Genomic DNA, 16930 nt, shown 5'->3' on the forward strand with positions numbered 1-16930 from the left:
TACGCCATGCCGAACGACAACTCTACGCGCGGCTATCCGCTTCCGCATCCTGACAACATCGCGCGTGAGGATGCGCAGCGAATCCGCGAAGCCATCGAGCAAATCAGCGCGGACATGACCGCGATGGAGGGCGACTCGGCGGTCGCGTCCGAGACCGTCGTGGGCATCGTCCGTCTCGCCACGGAAGCGGAGGCGAACGCCGGCACTTCGACGGCTGCCGTCCCCGTCGTGAAGCGTGTGAAGGACATGATCTCGGCGGGTATCAGCGCGACCGTACCCTCCGCGATCTCGACTGCAATCGCCAACCTTGTCGGCACCGCGCCGACGACGCTCGACACGCTCGGTGAGATCGCCGCAGCAATTGAGAATGACCGCGACACGATGGACGTGCTCAATGCGGCTATCGGCGCGAAGCTCTCGAAGTCGGCGAATCTCTCCGATCTGACCAATGTCGCCACGGCGCGGACCAACCTGGGCCTCGCCGCTCTTGCGCTGAAGGCGACCATCGACTCCGCAGCGCTTATCGCAGATGGCGTGATCACCTATGCGAAGCTCGCGTCCGGCGCGGTCTCAACGGTCGCCGACTTCTGCTCGAACACTGCAAGCAAGTTGCTGAGCGTCAATTCGTTGTGGGGATCGGCGGCGCCGCTGGCCATCAGCGGGGCGTCGGGCACCGTATCGCTCGACTTTGCTTCTCGTCTGAACTTCCATGTTCAGGCGACGGGCAACATCACGCTCGTTCCGACCAATTTGAAGGACGGTCAGGCGTTCGGCATCCGTATCAGCAAAGGCACCGCGAGCCTCACGATCGCTCTTGGCAACCAATCGTCTCCCGATGCGGCGACGTGGTATCCCATCGGCGGCACGGCACCGACCACGACTGACCAGTACGTCTACTTGTCTGGTCAGCGGATCGCCGACACCATCCTCTACAGCGGCGGGAAGATCGCATGAGCAATCGGCTTCTCATTCCGAAGTCGAAGCGCTTTCTCGTGAGCCCTTCGATCATTCGGCCGCGTGCGATCATCCCTGGGGTGATGCCCATCCCCAGGGCTTCCAAGCCGCCGGTTGTTCCGGGCTCGCGGACCTTCAGCACGGCGGGCGCGTTCAACTTCACCGTACCCAACTTCAACACCCTCACTGTCACTCTCCGTGGCGCAGGCGGCGGTGGCGGCGGCTTCTACTACTCGACCGACTATGACAGCACTCGGTACCCGAGCACGCCGGGGAGCGCTGGCGGCGCTACGAGCTGGAACGGGCTCGTCGCCAACGGGGGGCAGCCGGGAACGGAATCGAACTACATCGACGGTGTCGAAGAGGTGATCAATGGCAGCGCTGGCGCTGCTGGCGGTGCGTCTGGCGGCACGACCAACACCACCGGCGGCGGCAACGCTGGCGGCGCTGGCTCCTACACTCCCTCGTATGGTGGCGGGCGCGGCGGAAATGGTGGCGCAGGCGGCCTCGCCAGCAAGACCTTCGCTGTGGGCCAGCTAACGCCGGGCGCGGTCCTGTCCGGCACTGTCGGCGCACCGGGCGGCGGCGGCAGTTGTGTCGATCCCGGCTTCTTCGGTGGCGGCTACGCTGGGCAGCCCGGCACCGGCGCTTCCATCACGTTCACTTGGTCATAACGAAGGGATACCGAAACGGTCCCGACGCCGAGCAGGGTGGTCGCTAGGGTACGCTCAATCCCAATACTGAGGATTGAGAGAACAGATGTCCCTTACCGATTTCCTTCACGGCGTCGAGACTGTCGTCGTTGATAGCGGCCCCCGGCCGATCCAGACCGTCCGCTCGTCCGTCATTGGATTGATCGGCACCGCTCCCGCCGCGAACGAAGTGGCGTTCCCCCTCGATACGCCTGTGCTCGTCAACCGTCGTCAGGCGGCGGCCATGATCGGCGCGACCGGCACGCTGCCGCAAGCCATCGACGCGATTTACGACCAGGGCGGTGCGCTCATCGTCGTGGTCCGCGTCGCGGACGCGCAGACCGAGAACGAGCAGCTTTCGAAGGTCATCGGCGGCGTCGATGCCGACACTGGCGCGTTCACCGGCATTCACGTTTTCCGCGCGGCTGAAGCCGAGTGCGGCGTCTCCCCGATGATCCTGATCGCGCCCGGCTTCACGCATCAGCGTCCGCTCGGCGTCGCCGGTCATACCGTGACCGCGCAGGGCCAGAACTACACCAAGGCGACCGTTTCTTTCACCGGCGGCGGTGCGGGCGCGGTGCTGCCGACCGCGGCGCCGATCGTCACCGGCGGCAAGATCACCGGCCTCGAATTTCAGTCGCTCGGCTACGGCATCGTCTCGCCCTTGACCGCGACCATCAACGGCGACGGCACCGGCGCGACCGTGACGATCCAGATCGGCGCTGCGGCGAACCCGGTCGTCAGCGAGTTGAAGCAACTCGCCGATGGCTTCAAGGCGCACATCATCGCCGATGGTCCCTCGACGACTGATGCCGCTGCGTTCGCCTATCGCAACGACCACGGCACCCGTCGCGTGTTCATCGTCGATCCGACCGTGTCCGGCTGGTCCGTAAAGACCAACACCTATTCGCTCGAACGCTCGTCCGCCCGAGTAGCGGGCCTGATCTCGCGCGTGGACAACGAGAAGGGCTTTTGGGAGTCGCCGTCGAACAAGGAAATCTATGGCATCGGCGGCCTCGGTCGTCCCATCGACTACGCCTACGGCGACAAGAACAGCCGCGCGAACATTCTCAACGAGAACGAGATCGCGACGTTCATCCGCGACGAAGGCTGGTATCTGTGGGGCAACCGCACCTGCTCGGCCGATCCGAAGTTCGCCTTCCTGTCCGTCTCGCGCACCGGAGACATGATCGACATCTCCATCGCGAAGGCCCATCGCTGGGCGGTGGATCGCGCGATCACCAAGCAGTATTTCGAAGACGTGACCGCATCGGTGAGGGCGTACATGCGCCAGCTTCGCGTGCGTGGTGCAATCCTCGGCGGCGACTGCTGGGTCGATCCCGAGTTCAACACGGAAGCCGACATCTCCCAGGGTCATGTGACGTTCTCGTATGACTTCACCCCGCCGTACCCGGCCGAGCGCGTGACCTTCCGGTCGCATCTCGTCTCGGACTACATCCGCAACCTCTTCGCATAACGGGGACGAAAGATGATCCCGCGCGTACTTCGCAACTTCAACAGCTTCGTGAATGGCGTCGGCTATGCCGGTCGCGTGAGCGAGGTCGAACTGCCCGAACTTTCGGTGAAGACCGAAGAGTATCGCGGCGGAGGTATGGACGGCAATGTCGAGTTGGACATGGGGTTGGAGACTCTGACCGCCAAGTTCACCTTCGGCGAATACGCCAACCAGATTCTCGGCCTTTGGGGCAACATGGACGGCAACGCCGCCCGTATCCAGCTTCGCGGCGCTCTTCAGCGCGACGGCGAGACTGCGGTCCCGATGACTGTCGATCTCCACGGCGGCTTCAAGAAGAACACGCTGGGCACCTGGAAAGCAGGCGACCTGACGCAGAACGAAGCCGAGATGTCCATTCGGTACCTGAAGATTCAAATTCAGGACACCGTCGTCGTCGAGATCGACATCGACAACATGATCCGCATTGTCAACGGCGTGGATCAGCTTGCCTCCATTCGCACTGCGATGGGCATGTAACCAACCACCAACGGCCGACCTCGCTACGGCGGGTCGGCCACAACTGAGCGGGAGACTTAGACTGTGACTGACGAAGTTGAAGCGAAGAAGGACATGCGGCTGTCGGCGGATATCACGCTCGACTTCCCCTTCGACAAGGACGGCAAGACCTATTCGTCGCTGACCATGCGTCGGCCGAAGACCAAGGACTCGCTGAAGGCCGCCAAGTTCAAGGGCCACGATGCCGACAAGGGCATCCTGCTTCTGGCCGACCTCTGCAACGTCTCGCCGGACGTGATCGCCGAGCTTGACGAGATCGACGCCATGAAGCTGGGCGCGCAACTCGATGCTTTTCGTGGGGGTCAGTCGAGCTAAGCGATCTCCGCAAGGGGATTTTGACGCTCATTCGGCTGACCAAAGGCGGCTTCACGATCTCGGAAGTCGAGGAAATGTCCCTCGACGACTTCTATGGCTGGCTTGAAGACGCGACGAAGCTTCAGGCCGACATCAACAGGGCGATGAAGGCAAAGTAGCATGGCGACCGGCTTCTCCGTATTCGTCAACATCGGAGGCAAGGTCAGCCCCAGCCTCAACGCCGCAGTCAACGCAGCGAAGACCCAGGTTAACAGCCTGGGGGCTTCGCTCGCTGGCATGGCTGCAAAAATGAACGCGCCGTTCGCGGCCGTGAACCAACATCTCGCCAACACTTCGAAGCGCATGGCCGCGATGCAGCGCCATGGCCGCAACGCATCGCTCGGCGTCACCGCGCCCGCTGCGTGGTTCGGCGCGAGCATGATCAAGGACGCGGCCGAGTTCGCCAAGGCGGGCAACATGGTCGAGGCGTTGGGCGAAGCGACCAAAGAGCAGCGCGTAGAGCTCTCGAAGATGGCGCAGGACTTGGCTGGCCGGTATGACGCTGGCGGCGCGACCGGCATCATGAAGTCGGCGACCGAGCTTCTGAAGGCGGGCTTCACGTTCGAGCAGGCCAAGGGCGCGCTCGAACAGGTCTTGGCTGCGTCAGCACTGGCGGGCGATATGACGCCTGCCGATGTCGGCGCGTCGCTCAGCAAGACCATCACGCAATTCCGCATGCCCATGAAGACCTATGAGCAGGCGATGAAGTCTTCAAAGGTCGTGACCGACCGCATGGTCTACGCTGCCGTTTCGACCGTCGCGTCTATGAAGGACATCTCGGAGTCGTTCAAGTATGCGGGCGGCGTCGCTGCGACGACCGGCAACTCGCTGGACTCCGTCACGGCGATGGTCATGGCCTTCGCGAAGGCCGGTGTGCTCGGCTCCGAAGCGGGCGTCGCACTGCGCTCGGCCATCGTGCGTCTGGTCAAGATGCCGAAGGGTGGCATGAAGGCGTTGAGCCGGATCGGCATGAACCTGTCCGACTACACCCAGGCGCGCCCCGTCACTGCCGACACGGTCCTTGAGAACCTGAAGGCCGATGGCATCGACGCGAGCAGCGTGAAGGGTCAGATCGTCGATGCGATCAAGAACAACAAGGGCGATCACGCGGGGTTGTCGGCCGCGATCACCAAGGCGGTTCAGGGAGCGATCGGCAGTTCGTCTGCGGTCGATGCCGACAAGATTTCCGAGTCCGTGAACGATGCCGTCGCGGCTGCCGGGTCGAAGGTGGACATCACGAAGTTCATGACCGACCTGAAGAAGAAGATGGACGAGGGTGTCGCGACCACCGGCGACATCGCGCAGATTCTCGAAGCGCGCCATATCTCGCGTTACATGGCGTTGCTGAAGGCCGATCTGCCCGCAATGATCAAGGAAGTCGAAGAGAAGTCGGACGGCTACTCGCAGAAGCAATACAAGATCGCGAACCAAGGCTTGCCCGCCGTCCTGCTCAAGCTCGGGGCTGCCTGGGAGAAGTTCCGCAACACCATCGTCGAGTCGGTCGGCAACGACATCGCCAACGCCTTCACGAAGCTCGCCGACACGCTGCAAAGCTTGTCGGCCTCGAACCCGGCGCTGTTGAAGACCGGCGTTTACTTCGCCGCTGCGGCTGCCGCCGCCGGTCCGCTGCTCTTCGTCCTGGGCGCGCTCGGGCGTGTCGGGCTGCTCGCAATGCGCGGCATCAACTTTGCGGTGCTCGGGATGCTGTTGCCCTTCCGGCTGCTCGCCGGGGTGATCGCTGGCGTCGGCGCTGCCGCCGTAGGCCGCTTGGCGGCGATGACCCTTGGCTTCCGCATGCTGACGGCCCTCGGGGCAGGGGCGACGCTCTCGGCTCTCGGTGGCTCTCTGCTCGCCCTGGGGCGGTCGATCCTGCTCTTCCCGCTGACGGCTCTGCGGGCCATCGGCCTCGCCATGTGGGCGCTGGTCGCTAATCCGGTCGGTCTGATCATCACGGCGCTGGTCGTCGCCCTGACGGCTTTGAGCGTGTGGGTCTACAACAATTGGTCGGGCATCAAGGAGTTCTTCGCGGGGTTCGGGAAGGGCTTCATGGAAGGTCTCGGCCCGGCCGGTCCGGCCGTGAAGGCCATCGCCGATAGCCTGGGCTCCGTCTACAACTGGATGACGCAGTTGCTCGGCCCGCTCGACGCGACCAACGCGAAGTGGCGCGAGTGGGGCGAGACGGTTGGCGGCGTTGCAGCGGCGGGCGTTCGGTCGGTAATCTCCGCGATCCAAAGCCTCATTGGTTTCTTCGGCACCGCCATCGACAAGGCGATGTCCCTGGGCAGCGCCATCAAGGGCATTTTTAGCAGCGGCGGCGGGGGCAAGGGAGCCCCGGCTGGCGGGGCGGCCCCTGCGCCCATCGCTGGCGCTCGCGCTATGGGCGGGCCTGTGAGCTTCGGCAAGCCCTACCTTGTCGGCGAGCAAGGCCCCGAGCTTTTCGTTCCCGGCATGTCCGGCCGCATCGAGCCCAACGACACGCTGCGCCGCCTGACCTCGGATGGCGCGTCGGCGGTCGCCAGTTCGAGCGAGAACAACACGACGGTCTCGCGCAGCAACACGGCGCAGATCACCGTCCAAGTCCAGGGCGGCAATCCCAACGATGTTCGTCGGGCGGCCGAAGACGCGGTCTACGCGGTCTTCGCGCGGCTCGAGTCCGAGCAAAGTGGACTCTTGAGTGACTGATCATGCAGAGCACCGTTCTTCTCGCGCTCGGCGCGTATCGCTTCTCGATCAACACTGGCGCTTATCAGAAGTTCGACCGGACCTCTGCATGGCGCTGGCCGTCCACGGAGCGCATCGGCATGGCACCGGCTCCGCAATACGTCGGCCCCGGCGAGGACACGATCACGCTCGACGGCGTGATCTATCCGCACTATCGCGGCGGGCTGCGGCAGGTCGATCAGATGCGCGCGCAGGCCGGGCTCGGGCAACCGCTCCCGCTCGTCACCGGCTTCGGCCGGTATCTCGGGAACTACGTGATCGAGAAGATCAGGGAGGGGCAAGAGACCCTGATGTCGGACGGCGCTCCCCGTAAGATCGAGTTCACGATTGATCTGAAGGCTTACGTCTGATGGAGCAATACACGACCATCGAAGGCGATACGGTTGACCTGATCGCCTACAACCGCTTCGGCGTCACGCACGGCGCGACGGAGGCGATCCTGCGTGCTAACCCCGGCCTCGCCGCCGCCGGGACGAAGCTGCCGCAAGGCATGACGATCAACATTCCCGCGTTTACGGTGAAGAAGGTCAACACGGCAGCGAGGATTTGGTCGTGACGCCCGCCGCCCGCATCCTGCTCGACGGCCGCGATATCACGGCCAACCTGATCCCGGCACCCTTCGGCCTGCCCTTGGAAGGCGGCGGCCACGTCATCCCCGGCGGCATCCTGGGTGGCGGCCCGCTGCTCTCGCTGACGGTTCAGGACAACGAGGGCAAGAAGTCCGATAGCTGCGAGCTTGAGATCGACAATCGCGAGTACATCCCCGCGCCGGGGAAGGGCTCGAAGCTTCAGGTCTCGCTCGGCTTCGTCGAGACCGGCGTCAACTACATGGGCACCTTCCTTATCAACTCGTGGACGAAAAAGGGGCGGCCCAAGATCATGACCGTGACTGCGAAGGCCGCCGGTCTGACCACTGAGATCAAGTCGCCGAAGTCGCGCTCGTATCATGAGAAGAGCGTGGACGACATCGTGCAGTACATCGCCGGGCGCAACGGCCTATCGGCCATCGTCAACGGCGAGGTCGGCGGGATCAAGATCGACCACATCGATCAGTCGAGTGAGTCCGATCTGAATTTCCTGACGCGCTTGGCGAGCCGTGTGGGCGCGAACTTCAAGCTGGCCGATGAAAAGGTCATCTTCAACAAGGCGGGCTCCGGCATGCTTCCTAGCGGCGGCGCGGCCCCCGTATTCATGCTGACCGAGATCGGCGTGACCGATTGGGATTGCACCGGCTCGACGCGCGGAGACTACAAGTCGGTCGAGGCCGCGTGGCACAACATCAAGAAGGGCGAGCGCGAGTGGGTGAAGGAGGGCGGCGGAAAGCCTGTCTTCCGCAGCCGCAAGCTCTTCAAGACGAAGGAAGAAGCGGAGGCGCAGGCCAAGGCCACGAAGGGCGCGCTCGCTCGCGGCAAGAAGGTCTTCGCCGCCAACTTCCTCGGGCGCACGGAGATGTTCGCCGGGGCCGGGCTCACGGCCATGGGCTTCGATCCCGACTGCGACGGCAGCTATACGATCAAGTCGGCGACGCATCGCCTGAACGATCAGGGCCTCACGACGCGCATCTCTTGCGAGACCGCTGGCGAGGGAAGCGACGACTTTTGGGGTGGTGGCGGCGGCGATTAGCGCCGCTGCGCCTTCTTCACTATCTCAAGCAGGCGCAGAGACTTTGGTTTCTTTTTGTCAGACTTGAGCATCGCCGGGCCGGCCGATTTGACGATCAAAACCTTCTCCACCACGACTTTTCGGCCGACCTCCTTGGTTGTCGCTGCCACTAGTCTGTAAAACGCCTTATGCGCGTCATCAACCAAAGGAAAACTGCCGACCAACGTGGTGTTCGGAAGTCGTCTCAATTCTCCGTCCTTCATGCGCAGCCAGACATCGAAGCCGTAGTCCGTTGCTAAATCAAGGAAGGTGGAGTGTGGATCGGGCGTTGTCTTCTGAATATCGTAGCTAACAAAAAAGCGTGGCATTCATCCCTCAAATACTCATCCCCCCGGAATCCCCCAGGTAGTGCCAGTACGTTACGGCTACCGAAACGGTCCCGTCAAGCACGCAACGATTGGCAATGATGTCTTCAGCAAACGGAGACATCCATGTCGATCATCATCAAGAACGGAATGGGCTATCGCGACGGCGTTGCGATGCCGTTCGTCAAGAGCCCGAACCATGGCGGCGCTCTGAAGCCGCGCTTCATTGTCATCCACGACACCGCGTCGGGCCTCAAGGACGACGGCGATATTTCGTGGCTGACCAATCCGGCGGCGAAGGTCTCGGCGCATGTCGTCGTCAGCCGCCAGGGCAAGATCACTCAGCTTGTGCCGTTCAACGTCGTGGCGTGGCACGCCGGTCAGTCCCAATGGAAGGGGCTGAAGTTCATGAACAGCTACGCGGTCGGGATCGAGATCGACAACCCTGGCAAGCTCCAGAAGGTTTCGGACGGCGTCTACAAGAACGAAATCTGCACCATCGACACGAACAAGGACCCGTCGCTCAAGGTCGAGTACGCCAAAACCACGGCGCACGGTGCGGGCTACTGGCTGCACTACAGCCCCGAGCAGATCGCGGCCGTCACCGATCTTTGTCACGCGCTCGCGGAGACTTACAAGATCGAGGACATCATCACGCATTGGATGATCTCGCCGGGTCGGAAGATCGATACCAATCCGCTGTATCCGCTGGATCAGTTGAAGGCTTCGGCGCTGCCGTATCATCCGGTCGGCCTTCTCTCGACCCCGGAAGACGGCGAGCGTCACGACACGAACGAAGCCGGTGAAGAGCAAGTCGATCTCGAACCGCACAGCGATGTCCGTGACGAGAGTGCGACCGCGCCGAGCAAGCTGAAGGCGTTCATCAAGAGCAAGCTCACGGCGGCGTCCGGCCTGTTCGGCGGCCTTTCCATCACGTCCTTCCTGGGCGTGCTTCAGGATTGGAAGGTGATCGTCGCCTTGGGCACCTTCATCCTGATCGGTCTCGCTCTCTGGATTTGGTTGGAAAAGGAATGATCAAGCAGTGGTTCATGGACGCCTTCGCGTCCACGGCGATTAGCGATTTCCTTTGGGCGGCTGCGACTTCCGAGATCGCGCTGTCCGCCCTCGGGCTGCTGATCGTCGTGGCGGCAGTGGTTGGCTACCTGCCCATCGTGAGCACGCTGCTTGGCGGCTACGCCAAAACCGCGAAGCTCATCTTCATCGTGGCCCTCGCGGCTCTCGTCTTCCTGTTCGGCTTCAGAACTGCCGACAACCGCGCTGAAGCGAAGATCCTTCGCGATCAGATTTCAGCGCGAGACGACGTGATCGCACGGCAGAAGTCGAGCCTCGAAATGGCGCTCGACGCCGCCGAGACCGCGAGCAAGCAGCGAGACGAAGCGGCGCAGCGCGCCTTGGAAGCACAGGACGAAATCGATGACTATGAAAAGCGCCTCAAGGCTCGCCCGAACTCTGCTTGCTTGCTCACTCCTGACGATTTCACTGGCGGCGTGCAAGACCACGGAAAGCGCTAGGCCGTCGCCCGACTTCGCCGTGCCGCACGAGTCGACTCTCGTCCTCGACCCGGCACCGAAGAGCAGACAGATCAAACCGGGCATCGACGCGCGTGTCGCGTGGAAGCTGGAAGAGGCGCGCGCAGACGAGAACGAACGCCGCCTCAAGACCTCCAAATCGAACGTCCGCAACGTGCGCCTGAAGGCCCAAGTCAAATGATCACTATCGAAGAAGGCGTAGCGCTGACCGTTGTCGGTCTTGTGGGCAGCGCCATCGGTTACATCATCCGCAACGCCATCTCGCACACGAAGAACGAGGCGTCGGCGAAGGCCGGGCAGGCCATCGCCAATGAGGCAAAGGCCGCAGCGGCCGAAGCCCACCGGCTGGCTGCCGCGACGGAGCGCGAGCTTGCTCAGTTCCGCGAAAGGGTTGCGTCCGAGTACGCGACGATCAAGCTGATCGATCGCCTTGAAGAGCGGTTGGTGCGTTCGCTCGACCGCATCGGCGAGCGCTTCGACCAGTTTCTGAGTCAGAACGGGAAAGCCGCAAAGTGACCGACAAGAAGCGTAAGGAAGCCATCGAGACCTGTCTTCGCGAGGGCTTCGTGCCGTATCGCTCCGAGCATCGCGGCAAGGGTTCTGCGGTGCTCGAAGCGACGCGCCGCCTGAAGCTGAACAAGAACACGCTGACCGATTGGGTCCGATTGCAGGGCTCACTTGCGTCTCGGGGCGAGAAGAGCTTCCTCCCGGATTGGTCGTTGTACGTCGCGCCGGAAAGCCAGAAGCTTCCGTCGCGCAAGGAAATCCACGATAGCGCCTACTGGCGTCACAAGGCGCAGAGCGTCGAGAAGGAACTGGCCGCCGTCGAGCAGATGCTTGAAGAGATCGGCGGCATTCGCAACCTTCAGATCGCGCCGCCGGAATGGCTGCTGAAGCACGGCCTGGGCAAGCGCAACCGCGCGGTGCTCTCGATGCTCTTCACCGATCTGCACATGGGCGAGGTCGTCGATCCCGACGAAATCCTCGGGCTCAACGCCTTCAATCCGCAGATCGCCGCGACGCGCGTCCGCCGGTTCTTTAACGCGGCGTGTGAGATCGGCCCCCGTTGGGCTGCCGACTGCAAGGTCGAGGGACTTCTGCTCAATCTGGGTGGCGACCTGATCTCGGGCGACATTCACGAAGAACTGAGGATCACCAACGGCCTGACCTCGCATGAGCAGGTCCGCATGGTTGTGGCGCTGATCATCGCGGGCATCAAGTTGCTGCTCAAGGTCTACAAGCGCATCCACGTCTCGTCGGTGCCGGGCAACCATGCGCGCACGACGTTCAAGCCGACCGCGAAGCTGTACTCGAAGCTCAGCTATGACACCCTGATCGCTCACATGGTCTCAGACGCCTTCAAGGGCGATCCTCGCGTGACTTTCCAGATCGGGGTGTCCAACGACTGTATCATTCCGGTCCTGGGCTACACGGCCTTCCTGACGCACGGAGACAAGATGGGAACCGGCGGCGGGCAGGGCTTCGCCGGTCCGCTTCTGCCCATCGTGCGCGGCACGAAGAAGGTCGAGGCACAGCAAGCCAGGGCGCAGCGTCGGCCGGACATCATCATGCACGGCCACTATCACCACTCGGCCAATCCCGGCCCGGTGTTCTCGAACGGCGCGTTCCCCGGCTACAGCGAATACGGCAACGGCCTGCGCGCCTCGCTCGAACTGCCGCAGCAATGGTTCTTCCTGATCCATGAGACCTGGGGCGTGCGCGAACGATGCGAGATTAAGTTGGAAACCCCCGCCGTGCCGAAGCGCCCGGCAAGCTCTATGCCGAGAGAGATGGCGGCGTAAAGCTGCGTGTCGTTCTCTCGCTGGGGATACCGAACCGATCTCGCACTGCGGCACGCTACGGGCTTTCCTGTCTCTGACTTTCACAGGAAGAGCCCGTGTCCCGCGAGAACCCTTACGCCGTTCCCTTCGATGGCCCCGCCCTCGATTGGGTGCCGATTGTCCCGAGCGCAACCGCTCTGGCGCAGCCCATTCGCGCGATCCGCGCGAACACTGATGGCACCGTCACCGTCACGATGAAGCGCACCGGCGCGAGCCGGACGCTCAACTTCATCGCCGGTGAAACGCGGACCCTTTGGGCGACGCACGTCACGGCCGCGACCGCGACCGGATTGGAAGGGGCGATCTAATGCGCCTCGGTCTCGGACTCGGAATCGTCCGCTCAACGGGAAGCGTGCTCGCGCCGCCGCCGGGCTATGTCTTCGTCGTCGATAGCGACGGTTACATTCTCGTCGATAGCGACGGGGCCTTCCTGATCGACAAAGCCTAAGAGAACGGCCCGCATATGCAGACCCGCAACGCAGCTTTCGCGCTTAGCCTTCGCAAGCGTTTCCTGAACACGATCTTCTACGTCGGCGATAGCCGCAACGCCATGAAGTATCTTGACCCGCTCAAGTACAACAAGGCGGCAAATGGCTGGTCGAATTGGATGGAGGCTTACTGCCGTTCGCAGGGGCGTCCGCTGATTTGTCTCGGCAACTTGGCCGTCTCAGGAACCTATCCGTCTCAATGGCAGGCGCAGGTGGATGCCGCCATTGCCTCGGGCGCGCGCTTCATCTGCTTCACCGGCATCATCAACGCCATCGCGCAACAGACTCCGGCCGGTAACGTCGTCCAGGGCAACCTCGACTTGATGAAGAAGTACATCAAGCAGGTCAACGACGCAGGCTCGACCGCAGTCCTTTGGTGGGAGCGCGGCGCTGACAATTTCAACGCCACGCATATCGCGAACATGAACGACTACAATCGTCTCATGGTCGATTTCATTCAATACGGCGACGACGACGGTCGTGGACCGCCGGACGTGTTGGTGCTCGACCAGACGCCCTTCTCGAACGTCACGTCGAACAACGGCACCGTCAAGCTCAAGAACACCTATGATGGCACGCACGACGACACGGCGGCGGGCCAGATCATCGGCCTTGGCTGCGGCCCGATCATCTTGCCGCATCTTCGTCCGATCCCGAACCATCGCCTGGGCTCGGTGAATCAATCCAAGACGGGCTACGGTGCGCGCTCGATGTTCTCGCAAGCTGGCTTCCCCGGTTCGGTCGCTGTGACCGCCGCCGGTAACAGCGGCAATGTGCCGACCGGCATCATCACGAAGGCATGCACCGGCGGCGTGACCGCCGTGTATTCGGTGCAGCCGACGCAGGCCGACGCGAACGGCAACACCTTCGGTCAGGAAATCAAGATCGTCGCGACTGCTACTGCCGCCGGTTCGTTCGGCTGCTACGCCGCGCTCGACCGCACCGGGATCAAGCAGGGCGCGGTCGTGCGCGGTGGCGGCGAAGTCGATCTCTCGCCCGGCGCAACCGGCTTTGCGTCTGTACTCGCCGATCTCGAATGGTTTCCGTCCACCGGCGGCTACGGCCCGCTCTATGACATGCTCGCTGCGTCGAACCTGGGTAACGATCCCGGCAGGGGCTTCACCGGCATAGTCTTTGAGCCGGATGGCTTGGTCATCCCGGCCTTTACGGGGACGCCGTTCACCAACCTCGCGTTCGGCGGCAGCTTCAACGGCGCAGGGCAGGCGACGATCATTTTGCGCAAGTGGTGGGCGGAAATCGCCACCCGATAAGGAGAACGACCATGATGATTCCGATGATCATGAACACGGCCGCGAACGAGGATCGCGCTGTGACGCGCGAGGACGGGCGCACCGGAAAGATCGGCGAGACGCACGCGGACGAAAGCTTCGACGTGATTTTCGACGACAACGGCCAGACCGTCACCTATGACGAGCCGATGCGCATGGTGTTCAGCTACACCGACGAAATCCCGGCCTGAGTCACCTTATCAGTCGATAGCGTAAACGGCATCCTGCGTCGTCCAGACGCAGGACTTCTCTCCCTTCGGCCGAATGCAAGCGACGAAGGCGTTGGGGACTTCGACAACGAAGATGTCCATCCCTTTGCCGTAGCTCTTGCATCCTTCGGCCGCGCCCTTTGCGAGACCAGCATCAAAGTCCGTCTTCGCCGTCTTCAACACGGCCTGCAAACCTTCGAGCGTAGGGCAGGCCAGCGCCGTCGTGTGCAGCACCCCGGATTGCCCGACTTCCAATCGCTTTGCCGCGTGCGCGGAGATGACCGTGGCGATCACGGCTGCGGTTGCAAGGGCTACTCGAATGGGCATGTCACGGGGCTCCTAATCGCTACTGTAAGCCATCGCCGTTGAGGCGGAACGAAGTCCGCAACTGACTTGGAGCACAGTCATGAAGAAGTAAACCCCTTCTCATGTCCACCTTGAATTGAACTTGTTGAATCCGAGACCCGATCTCGTTCTGACGGCGGCCTTCGTACCCGCCCGGCAAAGCAACAGAGTCGCTACCGTTCCGACGACCGCGACCCGCAAAAATGCCTTGAGAACGATAAGGGAGCCGTGGGCGACACGGCTTTGAGAGACCCGCCGGGGAGACCCGAGCGGGTCTCATTGTATTTGGACGGTGCATTAACCACGAAACCTAGCGGCTGGGACTCGCGTTCTTCCGGCGGTAGGATCGGCACATGGCCCGCATCATCCGCATGATGCCGCTCTCAGGCGGCGACCGTAAGCATTACGCGCGCGAGCTTGCCCGCACCGAACAATTGCACACCGAGTTAGAGAAGAAGATGGTCGCGGCCTATGATGTCGCGCACCGGCTGGCCTGCGAAGAGTGGAATGCGCGGCGCTTCCTGGGCGGCGAGGCCAATCCTTCACCGACCATCGCGGCGGCGATCCAGGCGGGCTTCACGCTGCTGGAAGTGAAGTGCGGGGCCTGCCGCCATTTCGAGCGCGTGTCCTTGCCCGATCTCGTCTGGCCGCGTGAGAAGCCGATCCACTCGCTTGGGAGGGTGCTCTTCTGCCAACCGTGTCGGATCGAGACCGGCGCGACGCGGCGGCCGAACCTGATATGCCTCTGCGTGCCCGACACGAACACGGAGCCGCCTAAAACTCGCGCGAGAAGGCAGGGTGGGCGGGGTTCTTGACCTTGCGCCAATCGCACGTGCGGGGCCGGTAGCGGCTCTCACGGAGCTTCGAGACGATGCCTTCGAGCTTGGCGTTGCAGGCCGCTCGAAAGAGGCCGGGACCTAGCTCGCCGGGCTGGAACGGGGCCGGAAAGATCGCGGCATTCGGATCGCGGAGCAGCCGTCCCATGCGATCCTTGCGCTCGAATAGCGGCAGTTCCCGTAGGTCGTCACCGTCGAGCACTAAGCAGTCGAAGGCGTAGAGTTGGGCTTCCGAGTTCCGTTTGTTGGCATGCAGGGCGTCGAAGTCAGCGTCGCCGCGCTCAGTGAGGATCACGATCTCGCCGTCGAGAACGAAGCGCTTGGGGCGCAGCTTCAGGGCGGCCTCGACGATCAGTGGGTAGCGCCACGTCCAGTCGAGACCTGATCTGGATTGCAGCAAGACGCGCTCGCCGTCCCGTTGGAGAAGGCCACGGTAGCCGTCCATCTTGATTTCGTGAATCCAATCGGGACCGGCCGGTGCTGCCTTCACAGCCTTCGGCGTGCAATACTCGATACGCTTTTGCATGTGCCGGATGTAGTCACCATCTGGCGGAAGTGGAGTCCGCTATTGACAATCGGAATTTATGTCCGCATATTGCGGACATGGCCGAGCGGATAGTCCCCGGCCGATTGTGAGGGAAACCCCAATGTCGGAAGCTACCACGATGGATCAGCAAGAGCAGGTCGCGCGCATCGAGCGCATGCAGGAAGAGACCCGCAAGTTCGTCGCCGAGCAACACAAGCTGATGGCCGAACGTGGCAAGCTTTCCCGCGATATGGTTCTTGCGCCTTGGCAGATCGCAGTCGGCGGGATGACCGCCGGGGCCGCTCTGTTCGGCGCTGGCGCGGCGTTCATGAAGTTGTTCGGGGCATGACCCCGAACCGCTTCAGCGAATGTCTGGCCTCGCTGCGATGGACGCAGCGGGGCCTCGCGTCCATCCTCGAATGCGATGACCGGCTAGTCCGGCGCTGGGCATCGGGGGAGGCCGACATTCCGGCGAGCGTGGCGGCATGGCTCGAAACGCTCGCGCAGGCCCACGACGCGATCCCGCCGCCGCAGGGATGGAAGCGGCGCCAGAACGCTTAAAGACCCGCCGGGGCTACCTGAGCGGGTCTTCTCTTTTCTCAAGGCAGGGGATAGCGCACCGATTTCCACGGTTGTCCACTTGCTTGACTCGAAGGGCGTGCCTAATTTCCAAAGTTAGACGAAGCGTTGATAGGGTCGCGGAGTCTATTGATAGCTCAAAATCCCTATCGCCGCTGGTCAACCGCTTGGTGTTCGTCACCGAAGGGATACCTTCTGGTTCGGGATGATCTCTATCGCCCGAGCCGCATCAAGCAACGAGAAAGGGGGGCACATGACTGTGCTGCTCACTCTCGAAGCCAGCAGGCCCGGCGGTACGTCCTACCGTCTTGGCTTTGGGTGCTCGTTGCCCGTGGCTTGGATTGTGGCCGTGCTATCGCGGCTGTTCTGACGAGAGGGGCACCACGGGAAACCGGGTGCCCTTTGTCAGTTCGGCGAGGCCGGAATCGATGTGCGCTTTGTGATACAAATTGGGATCAATTTGGGATACAGAGCTTTGGTCGTCAGCAGAAATTATCAAACAAAATCAACGTTGTGGAGCGTTACTTGGTTCCCTCCGAGCGCACCA

The 16930-nt window shown here is 62.6% G+C and carries 25 protein-coding genes; 22 read left to right on the forward strand and 3 right to left on the reverse strand.

Annotated elements, in window-relative coordinates:
• Window positions 1-6 precede the first annotated feature (6 nt).
• From GGD62_RS38140 to GGD62_RS38185, 10 genes are all read left to right on the forward strand, one after another.
• A complete protein-coding gene (locus GGD62_RS38140; RefSeq protein WP_183713929.1) occupies window positions 7-954 on the forward strand; it encodes a hypothetical protein in 948 nt (315 codons plus the stop codon).
• On the forward strand, window positions 951-1628 hold the full coding sequence (locus GGD62_RS38145; protein WP_183713934.1) for a hypothetical protein: 678 nt from the start codon (window positions 951-953) through the stop codon (window positions 1626-1628). The genes GGD62_RS38140 and GGD62_RS38145 overlap by 4 nt, the downstream gene beginning before the upstream one ends.
• An 85-nt stretch (window positions 1629-1713) precedes the next feature.
• Complete coding sequence (locus GGD62_RS38150; protein ID WP_183713937.1) at window positions 1714-3123, forward strand: phage tail sheath C-terminal domain-containing protein; 1410 nt, start codon at window positions 1714-1716, stop codon at window positions 3121-3123.
• 12 nt (window positions 3124-3135) lie between these two features.
• Entirely contained in the window at window positions 3136-3639 is a 504-nt protein-coding gene (locus tag GGD62_RS38155; protein WP_183713940.1) for a phage major tail tube protein, read from the forward strand.
• A 63-nt stretch (window positions 3640-3702) separates the two neighbouring features.
• Window positions 3703-3993 carry a phage tail assembly protein gene (locus GGD62_RS38160; RefSeq protein ID WP_183713943.1) on the forward strand — a complete coding sequence of 97 codons (291 nt, stop codon included), beginning with the start codon at window positions 3703-3705 and terminating at the stop codon, window positions 3991-3993.
• Window positions 3994-4013: 20 nt separating this feature from the next.
• Window positions 4014-4151 (forward strand): hypothetical protein, encoded by a 138-nt coding sequence (locus GGD62_RS38165; RefSeq protein WP_183713946.1) that lies wholly within the window; start codon window positions 4014-4016, stop codon window positions 4149-4151.
• Between the two features lies 1 nt (window position 4152).
• Window positions 4153-6714: a phage tail tape measure protein gene (locus GGD62_RS38170; RefSeq protein ID WP_183713949.1), complete on the forward strand. Its 2562-nt coding sequence runs from the start codon at window positions 4153-4155 to the stop codon at window positions 6712-6714.
• Between the two features lie 2 nt (window positions 6715-6716).
• Entirely contained in the window at window positions 6717-7103 is a 387-nt protein-coding gene (locus tag GGD62_RS38175) for a phage tail protein (protein WP_166342171.1), read from the forward strand.
• A complete protein-coding gene (locus GGD62_RS38180; protein ID WP_183713952.1) occupies window positions 7103-7309 on the forward strand; it encodes a tail protein X in 207 nt (68 codons plus the stop codon). The genes GGD62_RS38175 and GGD62_RS38180 overlap by 1 nt, the downstream gene beginning before the upstream one ends.
• On the forward strand, window positions 7306-8376 hold the full coding sequence (locus tag GGD62_RS38185) for a contractile injection system protein, VgrG/Pvc8 family (RefSeq protein WP_312014330.1): 1071 nt from the start codon (window positions 7306-7308) through the stop codon (window positions 8374-8376). The genes GGD62_RS38180 and GGD62_RS38185 overlap by 4 nt, the downstream gene beginning before the upstream one ends.
• Here the strand turns inward: GGD62_RS38185 and GGD62_RS38190 are convergent.
• Entirely contained in the window at window positions 8373-8723 is a 351-nt protein-coding gene (locus tag GGD62_RS38190; protein ID WP_183713955.1) for a hypothetical protein, read from the reverse strand. The two genes, GGD62_RS38185 and GGD62_RS38190, sit on opposite strands and share 4 nt — an antisense overlap.
• 123 nt (window positions 8724-8846) lie before the next feature.
• On the opposite strand from GGD62_RS38190, the gene GGD62_RS38195 reads away from it, so the two are divergent.
• From GGD62_RS38195 to GGD62_RS38235, 9 genes are all read left to right on the forward strand, one after another.
• On the forward strand, window positions 8847-9755 hold the full coding sequence (locus GGD62_RS38195; RefSeq protein ID WP_183713958.1) for an N-acetylmuramoyl-L-alanine amidase: 909 nt from the start codon (window positions 8847-8849) through the stop codon (window positions 9753-9755).
• Entirely contained in the window at window positions 9752-10252 is a 501-nt protein-coding gene (locus tag GGD62_RS38200) for a hypothetical protein (RefSeq protein WP_183713960.1), read from the forward strand. The genes GGD62_RS38195 and GGD62_RS38200 overlap by 4 nt, the downstream gene beginning before the upstream one ends.
• A gap of 19 nt (window positions 10253-10271) precedes the next feature.
• Window positions 10272-10451: a hypothetical protein gene (locus tag GGD62_RS41230; protein ID WP_246800464.1), complete on the forward strand. Its 180-nt coding sequence runs from the start codon at window positions 10272-10274 to the stop codon at window positions 10449-10451.
• On the forward strand, window positions 10448-10786 hold the full coding sequence (locus GGD62_RS38210) for a hypothetical protein (protein ID WP_183713964.1): 339 nt from the start codon (window positions 10448-10450) through the stop codon (window positions 10784-10786). The genes GGD62_RS41230 and GGD62_RS38210 overlap by 4 nt, the downstream gene beginning before the upstream one ends.
• The gene (locus tag GGD62_RS38215; protein ID WP_183713967.1) at window positions 10783-12072 is read left to right on the forward strand and encodes a hypothetical protein; all 1290 of its coding nucleotides are present in this window, start codon (window positions 10783-10785) and stop codon (window positions 12070-12072) included. Before GGD62_RS38210 ends, GGD62_RS38215 begins: the two co-directional genes overlap by 4 nt.
• A 95-nt stretch (window positions 12073-12167) precedes the next feature.
• Window positions 12168-12419 (forward strand): hypothetical protein, encoded by a 252-nt coding sequence (locus tag GGD62_RS38220; RefSeq protein WP_183713970.1) that lies wholly within the window; start codon window positions 12168-12170, stop codon window positions 12417-12419.
• On the forward strand, window positions 12419-12559 hold the full coding sequence (locus GGD62_RS38225; protein ID WP_183713973.1) for a hypothetical protein: 141 nt from the start codon (window positions 12419-12421) through the stop codon (window positions 12557-12559). Before GGD62_RS38220 ends, GGD62_RS38225 begins: the two co-directional genes overlap by 1 nt.
• Before the next feature lie 15 nt (window positions 12560-12574).
• Entirely contained in the window at window positions 12575-13870 is a 1296-nt protein-coding gene (locus GGD62_RS38230; protein ID WP_183713976.1) for a hypothetical protein, read from the forward strand.
• Window positions 13871-13881: 11 nt separating this feature from the next.
• Window positions 13882-14079 (forward strand): hypothetical protein, encoded by a 198-nt coding sequence (locus GGD62_RS38235; RefSeq protein WP_183713980.1) that lies wholly within the window; start codon window positions 13882-13884, stop codon window positions 14077-14079.
• 9 nt (window positions 14080-14088) lie between these two features.
• Here the strand turns inward: GGD62_RS38235 and GGD62_RS38240 are convergent, their stop codons facing one another.
• On the reverse strand, window positions 14089-14391 hold the full coding sequence (locus GGD62_RS38240) for a hypothetical protein (RefSeq protein ID WP_183713983.1): 303 nt from the start codon (window positions 14389-14391) through the stop codon (window positions 14089-14091).
• 404 nt (window positions 14392-14795) lie between these two features.
• Between GGD62_RS38240 and GGD62_RS38245 the strand changes: the two genes are divergently transcribed.
• Entirely contained in the window at window positions 14796-15257 is a 462-nt protein-coding gene (locus GGD62_RS38245) for a hypothetical protein (RefSeq protein ID WP_183713987.1), read from the forward strand.
• Here the strand turns inward: GGD62_RS38245 and GGD62_RS38250 are convergent.
• Window positions 15217-15804: a DNA ligase gene (locus tag GGD62_RS38250; protein WP_183713990.1), complete on the reverse strand. Its 588-nt coding sequence runs from the start codon at window positions 15802-15804 to the stop codon at window positions 15217-15219. The two genes, GGD62_RS38245 and GGD62_RS38250, sit on opposite strands and share 41 nt — an antisense overlap.
• A 121-nt stretch (window positions 15805-15925) precedes the next feature.
• On the opposite strand from GGD62_RS38250, the gene GGD62_RS38255 reads away from it, so the two are divergent.
• Both GGD62_RS38255 and GGD62_RS38260 read left to right on the forward strand, forming a co-directional pair.
• Window positions 15926-16153 (forward strand): hypothetical protein, encoded by a 228-nt coding sequence (locus GGD62_RS38255; RefSeq protein WP_183713993.1) that lies wholly within the window; start codon window positions 15926-15928, stop codon window positions 16151-16153.
• On the forward strand, window positions 16150-16365 hold the full coding sequence (locus tag GGD62_RS38260; RefSeq protein WP_183713996.1) for a hypothetical protein: 216 nt from the start codon (window positions 16150-16152) through the stop codon (window positions 16363-16365). The genes GGD62_RS38255 and GGD62_RS38260 overlap by 4 nt, the downstream gene beginning before the upstream one ends.
• Window positions 16366-16930: the final 565 nt, after the last annotated feature.

Source organism: Bradyrhizobium sp. ERR14, assembly GCF_014198235.1.
Classification (GTDB): Bacteria; Pseudomonadota; Alphaproteobacteria; order Rhizobiales; family Xanthobacteraceae; genus Bradyrhizobium.

Bases quoted from the DNA above. Each gene is read 5' to 3' on its own strand.
- GGD62_RS38210 (WP_183713964.1), top strand. From the start codon at position 10,448: ATGATCACTATCGAAGAAGGCGTAGCGCTGACCGTTGTCGGTCTTGTG.
- GGD62_RS38150 (WP_183713937.1), top strand. From the start codon at position 1,714: ATGTCCCTTACCGATTTCCTTCACGGCGTCGAGACTGTCGTCGTTGAT.
- GGD62_RS38260 (WP_183713996.1), top strand. From the start codon at position 16,150: ATGACCCCGAACCGCTTCAGCGAATGTCTGGCCTCGCTGCGATGGACG.
- GGD62_RS38190 (WP_183713955.1), bottom strand. From the start codon at position 8,723: ATGCCACGCTTTTTTGTTAGCTACGATATTCAGAAGACAACGCCCGAT.
- GGD62_RS38225 (WP_183713973.1), top strand. From the start codon at position 12,419: ATGCGCCTCGGTCTCGGACTCGGAATCGTCCGCTCAACGGGAAGCGTG.
- GGD62_RS38145 (WP_183713934.1), top strand. From the start codon at position 951: ATGAGCAATCGGCTTCTCATTCCGAAGTCGAAGCGCTTTCTCGTGAGC.
- GGD62_RS38245 (WP_183713987.1), top strand. From the start codon at position 14,796: ATGGCCCGCATCATCCGCATGATGCCGCTCTCAGGCGGCGACCGTAAG.
- GGD62_RS38255 (WP_183713993.1), top strand. From the start codon at position 15,926: ATGTCGGAAGCTACCACGATGGATCAGCAAGAGCAGGTCGCGCGCATC.
- GGD62_RS38140 (WP_183713929.1), top strand. From the start codon at position 7: ATGCCGAACGACAACTCTACGCGCGGCTATCCGCTTCCGCATCCTGAC.
- GGD62_RS38235 (WP_183713980.1), top strand. From the start codon at position 13,882: ATGATGATTCCGATGATCATGAACACGGCCGCGAACGAGGATCGCGCT.
- GGD62_RS38175 (WP_166342171.1), top strand. From the start codon at position 6,717: ATGCAGAGCACCGTTCTTCTCGCGCTCGGCGCGTATCGCTTCTCGATC.
- GGD62_RS38180 (WP_183713952.1), top strand. From the start codon at position 7,103: ATGGAGCAATACACGACCATCGAAGGCGATACGGTTGACCTGATCGCC.
- GGD62_RS38230 (WP_183713976.1), top strand. From the start codon at position 12,575: ATGCAGACCCGCAACGCAGCTTTCGCGCTTAGCCTTCGCAAGCGTTTC.
- GGD62_RS38200 (WP_183713960.1), top strand. From the start codon at position 9,752: ATGATCAAGCAGTGGTTCATGGACGCCTTCGCGTCCACGGCGATTAGC.
- GGD62_RS38195 (WP_183713958.1), top strand. From the start codon at position 8,847: ATGTCGATCATCATCAAGAACGGAATGGGCTATCGCGACGGCGTTGCG.
- GGD62_RS38250 (WP_183713990.1), bottom strand. From the start codon at position 15,804: ATGCAAAAGCGTATCGAGTATTGCACGCCGAAGGCTGTGAAGGCAGCA.
- GGD62_RS38155 (WP_183713940.1), top strand. From the start codon at position 3,136: ATGATCCCGCGCGTACTTCGCAACTTCAACAGCTTCGTGAATGGCGTC.
- GGD62_RS38170 (WP_183713949.1), top strand. From the start codon at position 4,153: ATGGCGACCGGCTTCTCCGTATTCGTCAACATCGGAGGCAAGGTCAGC.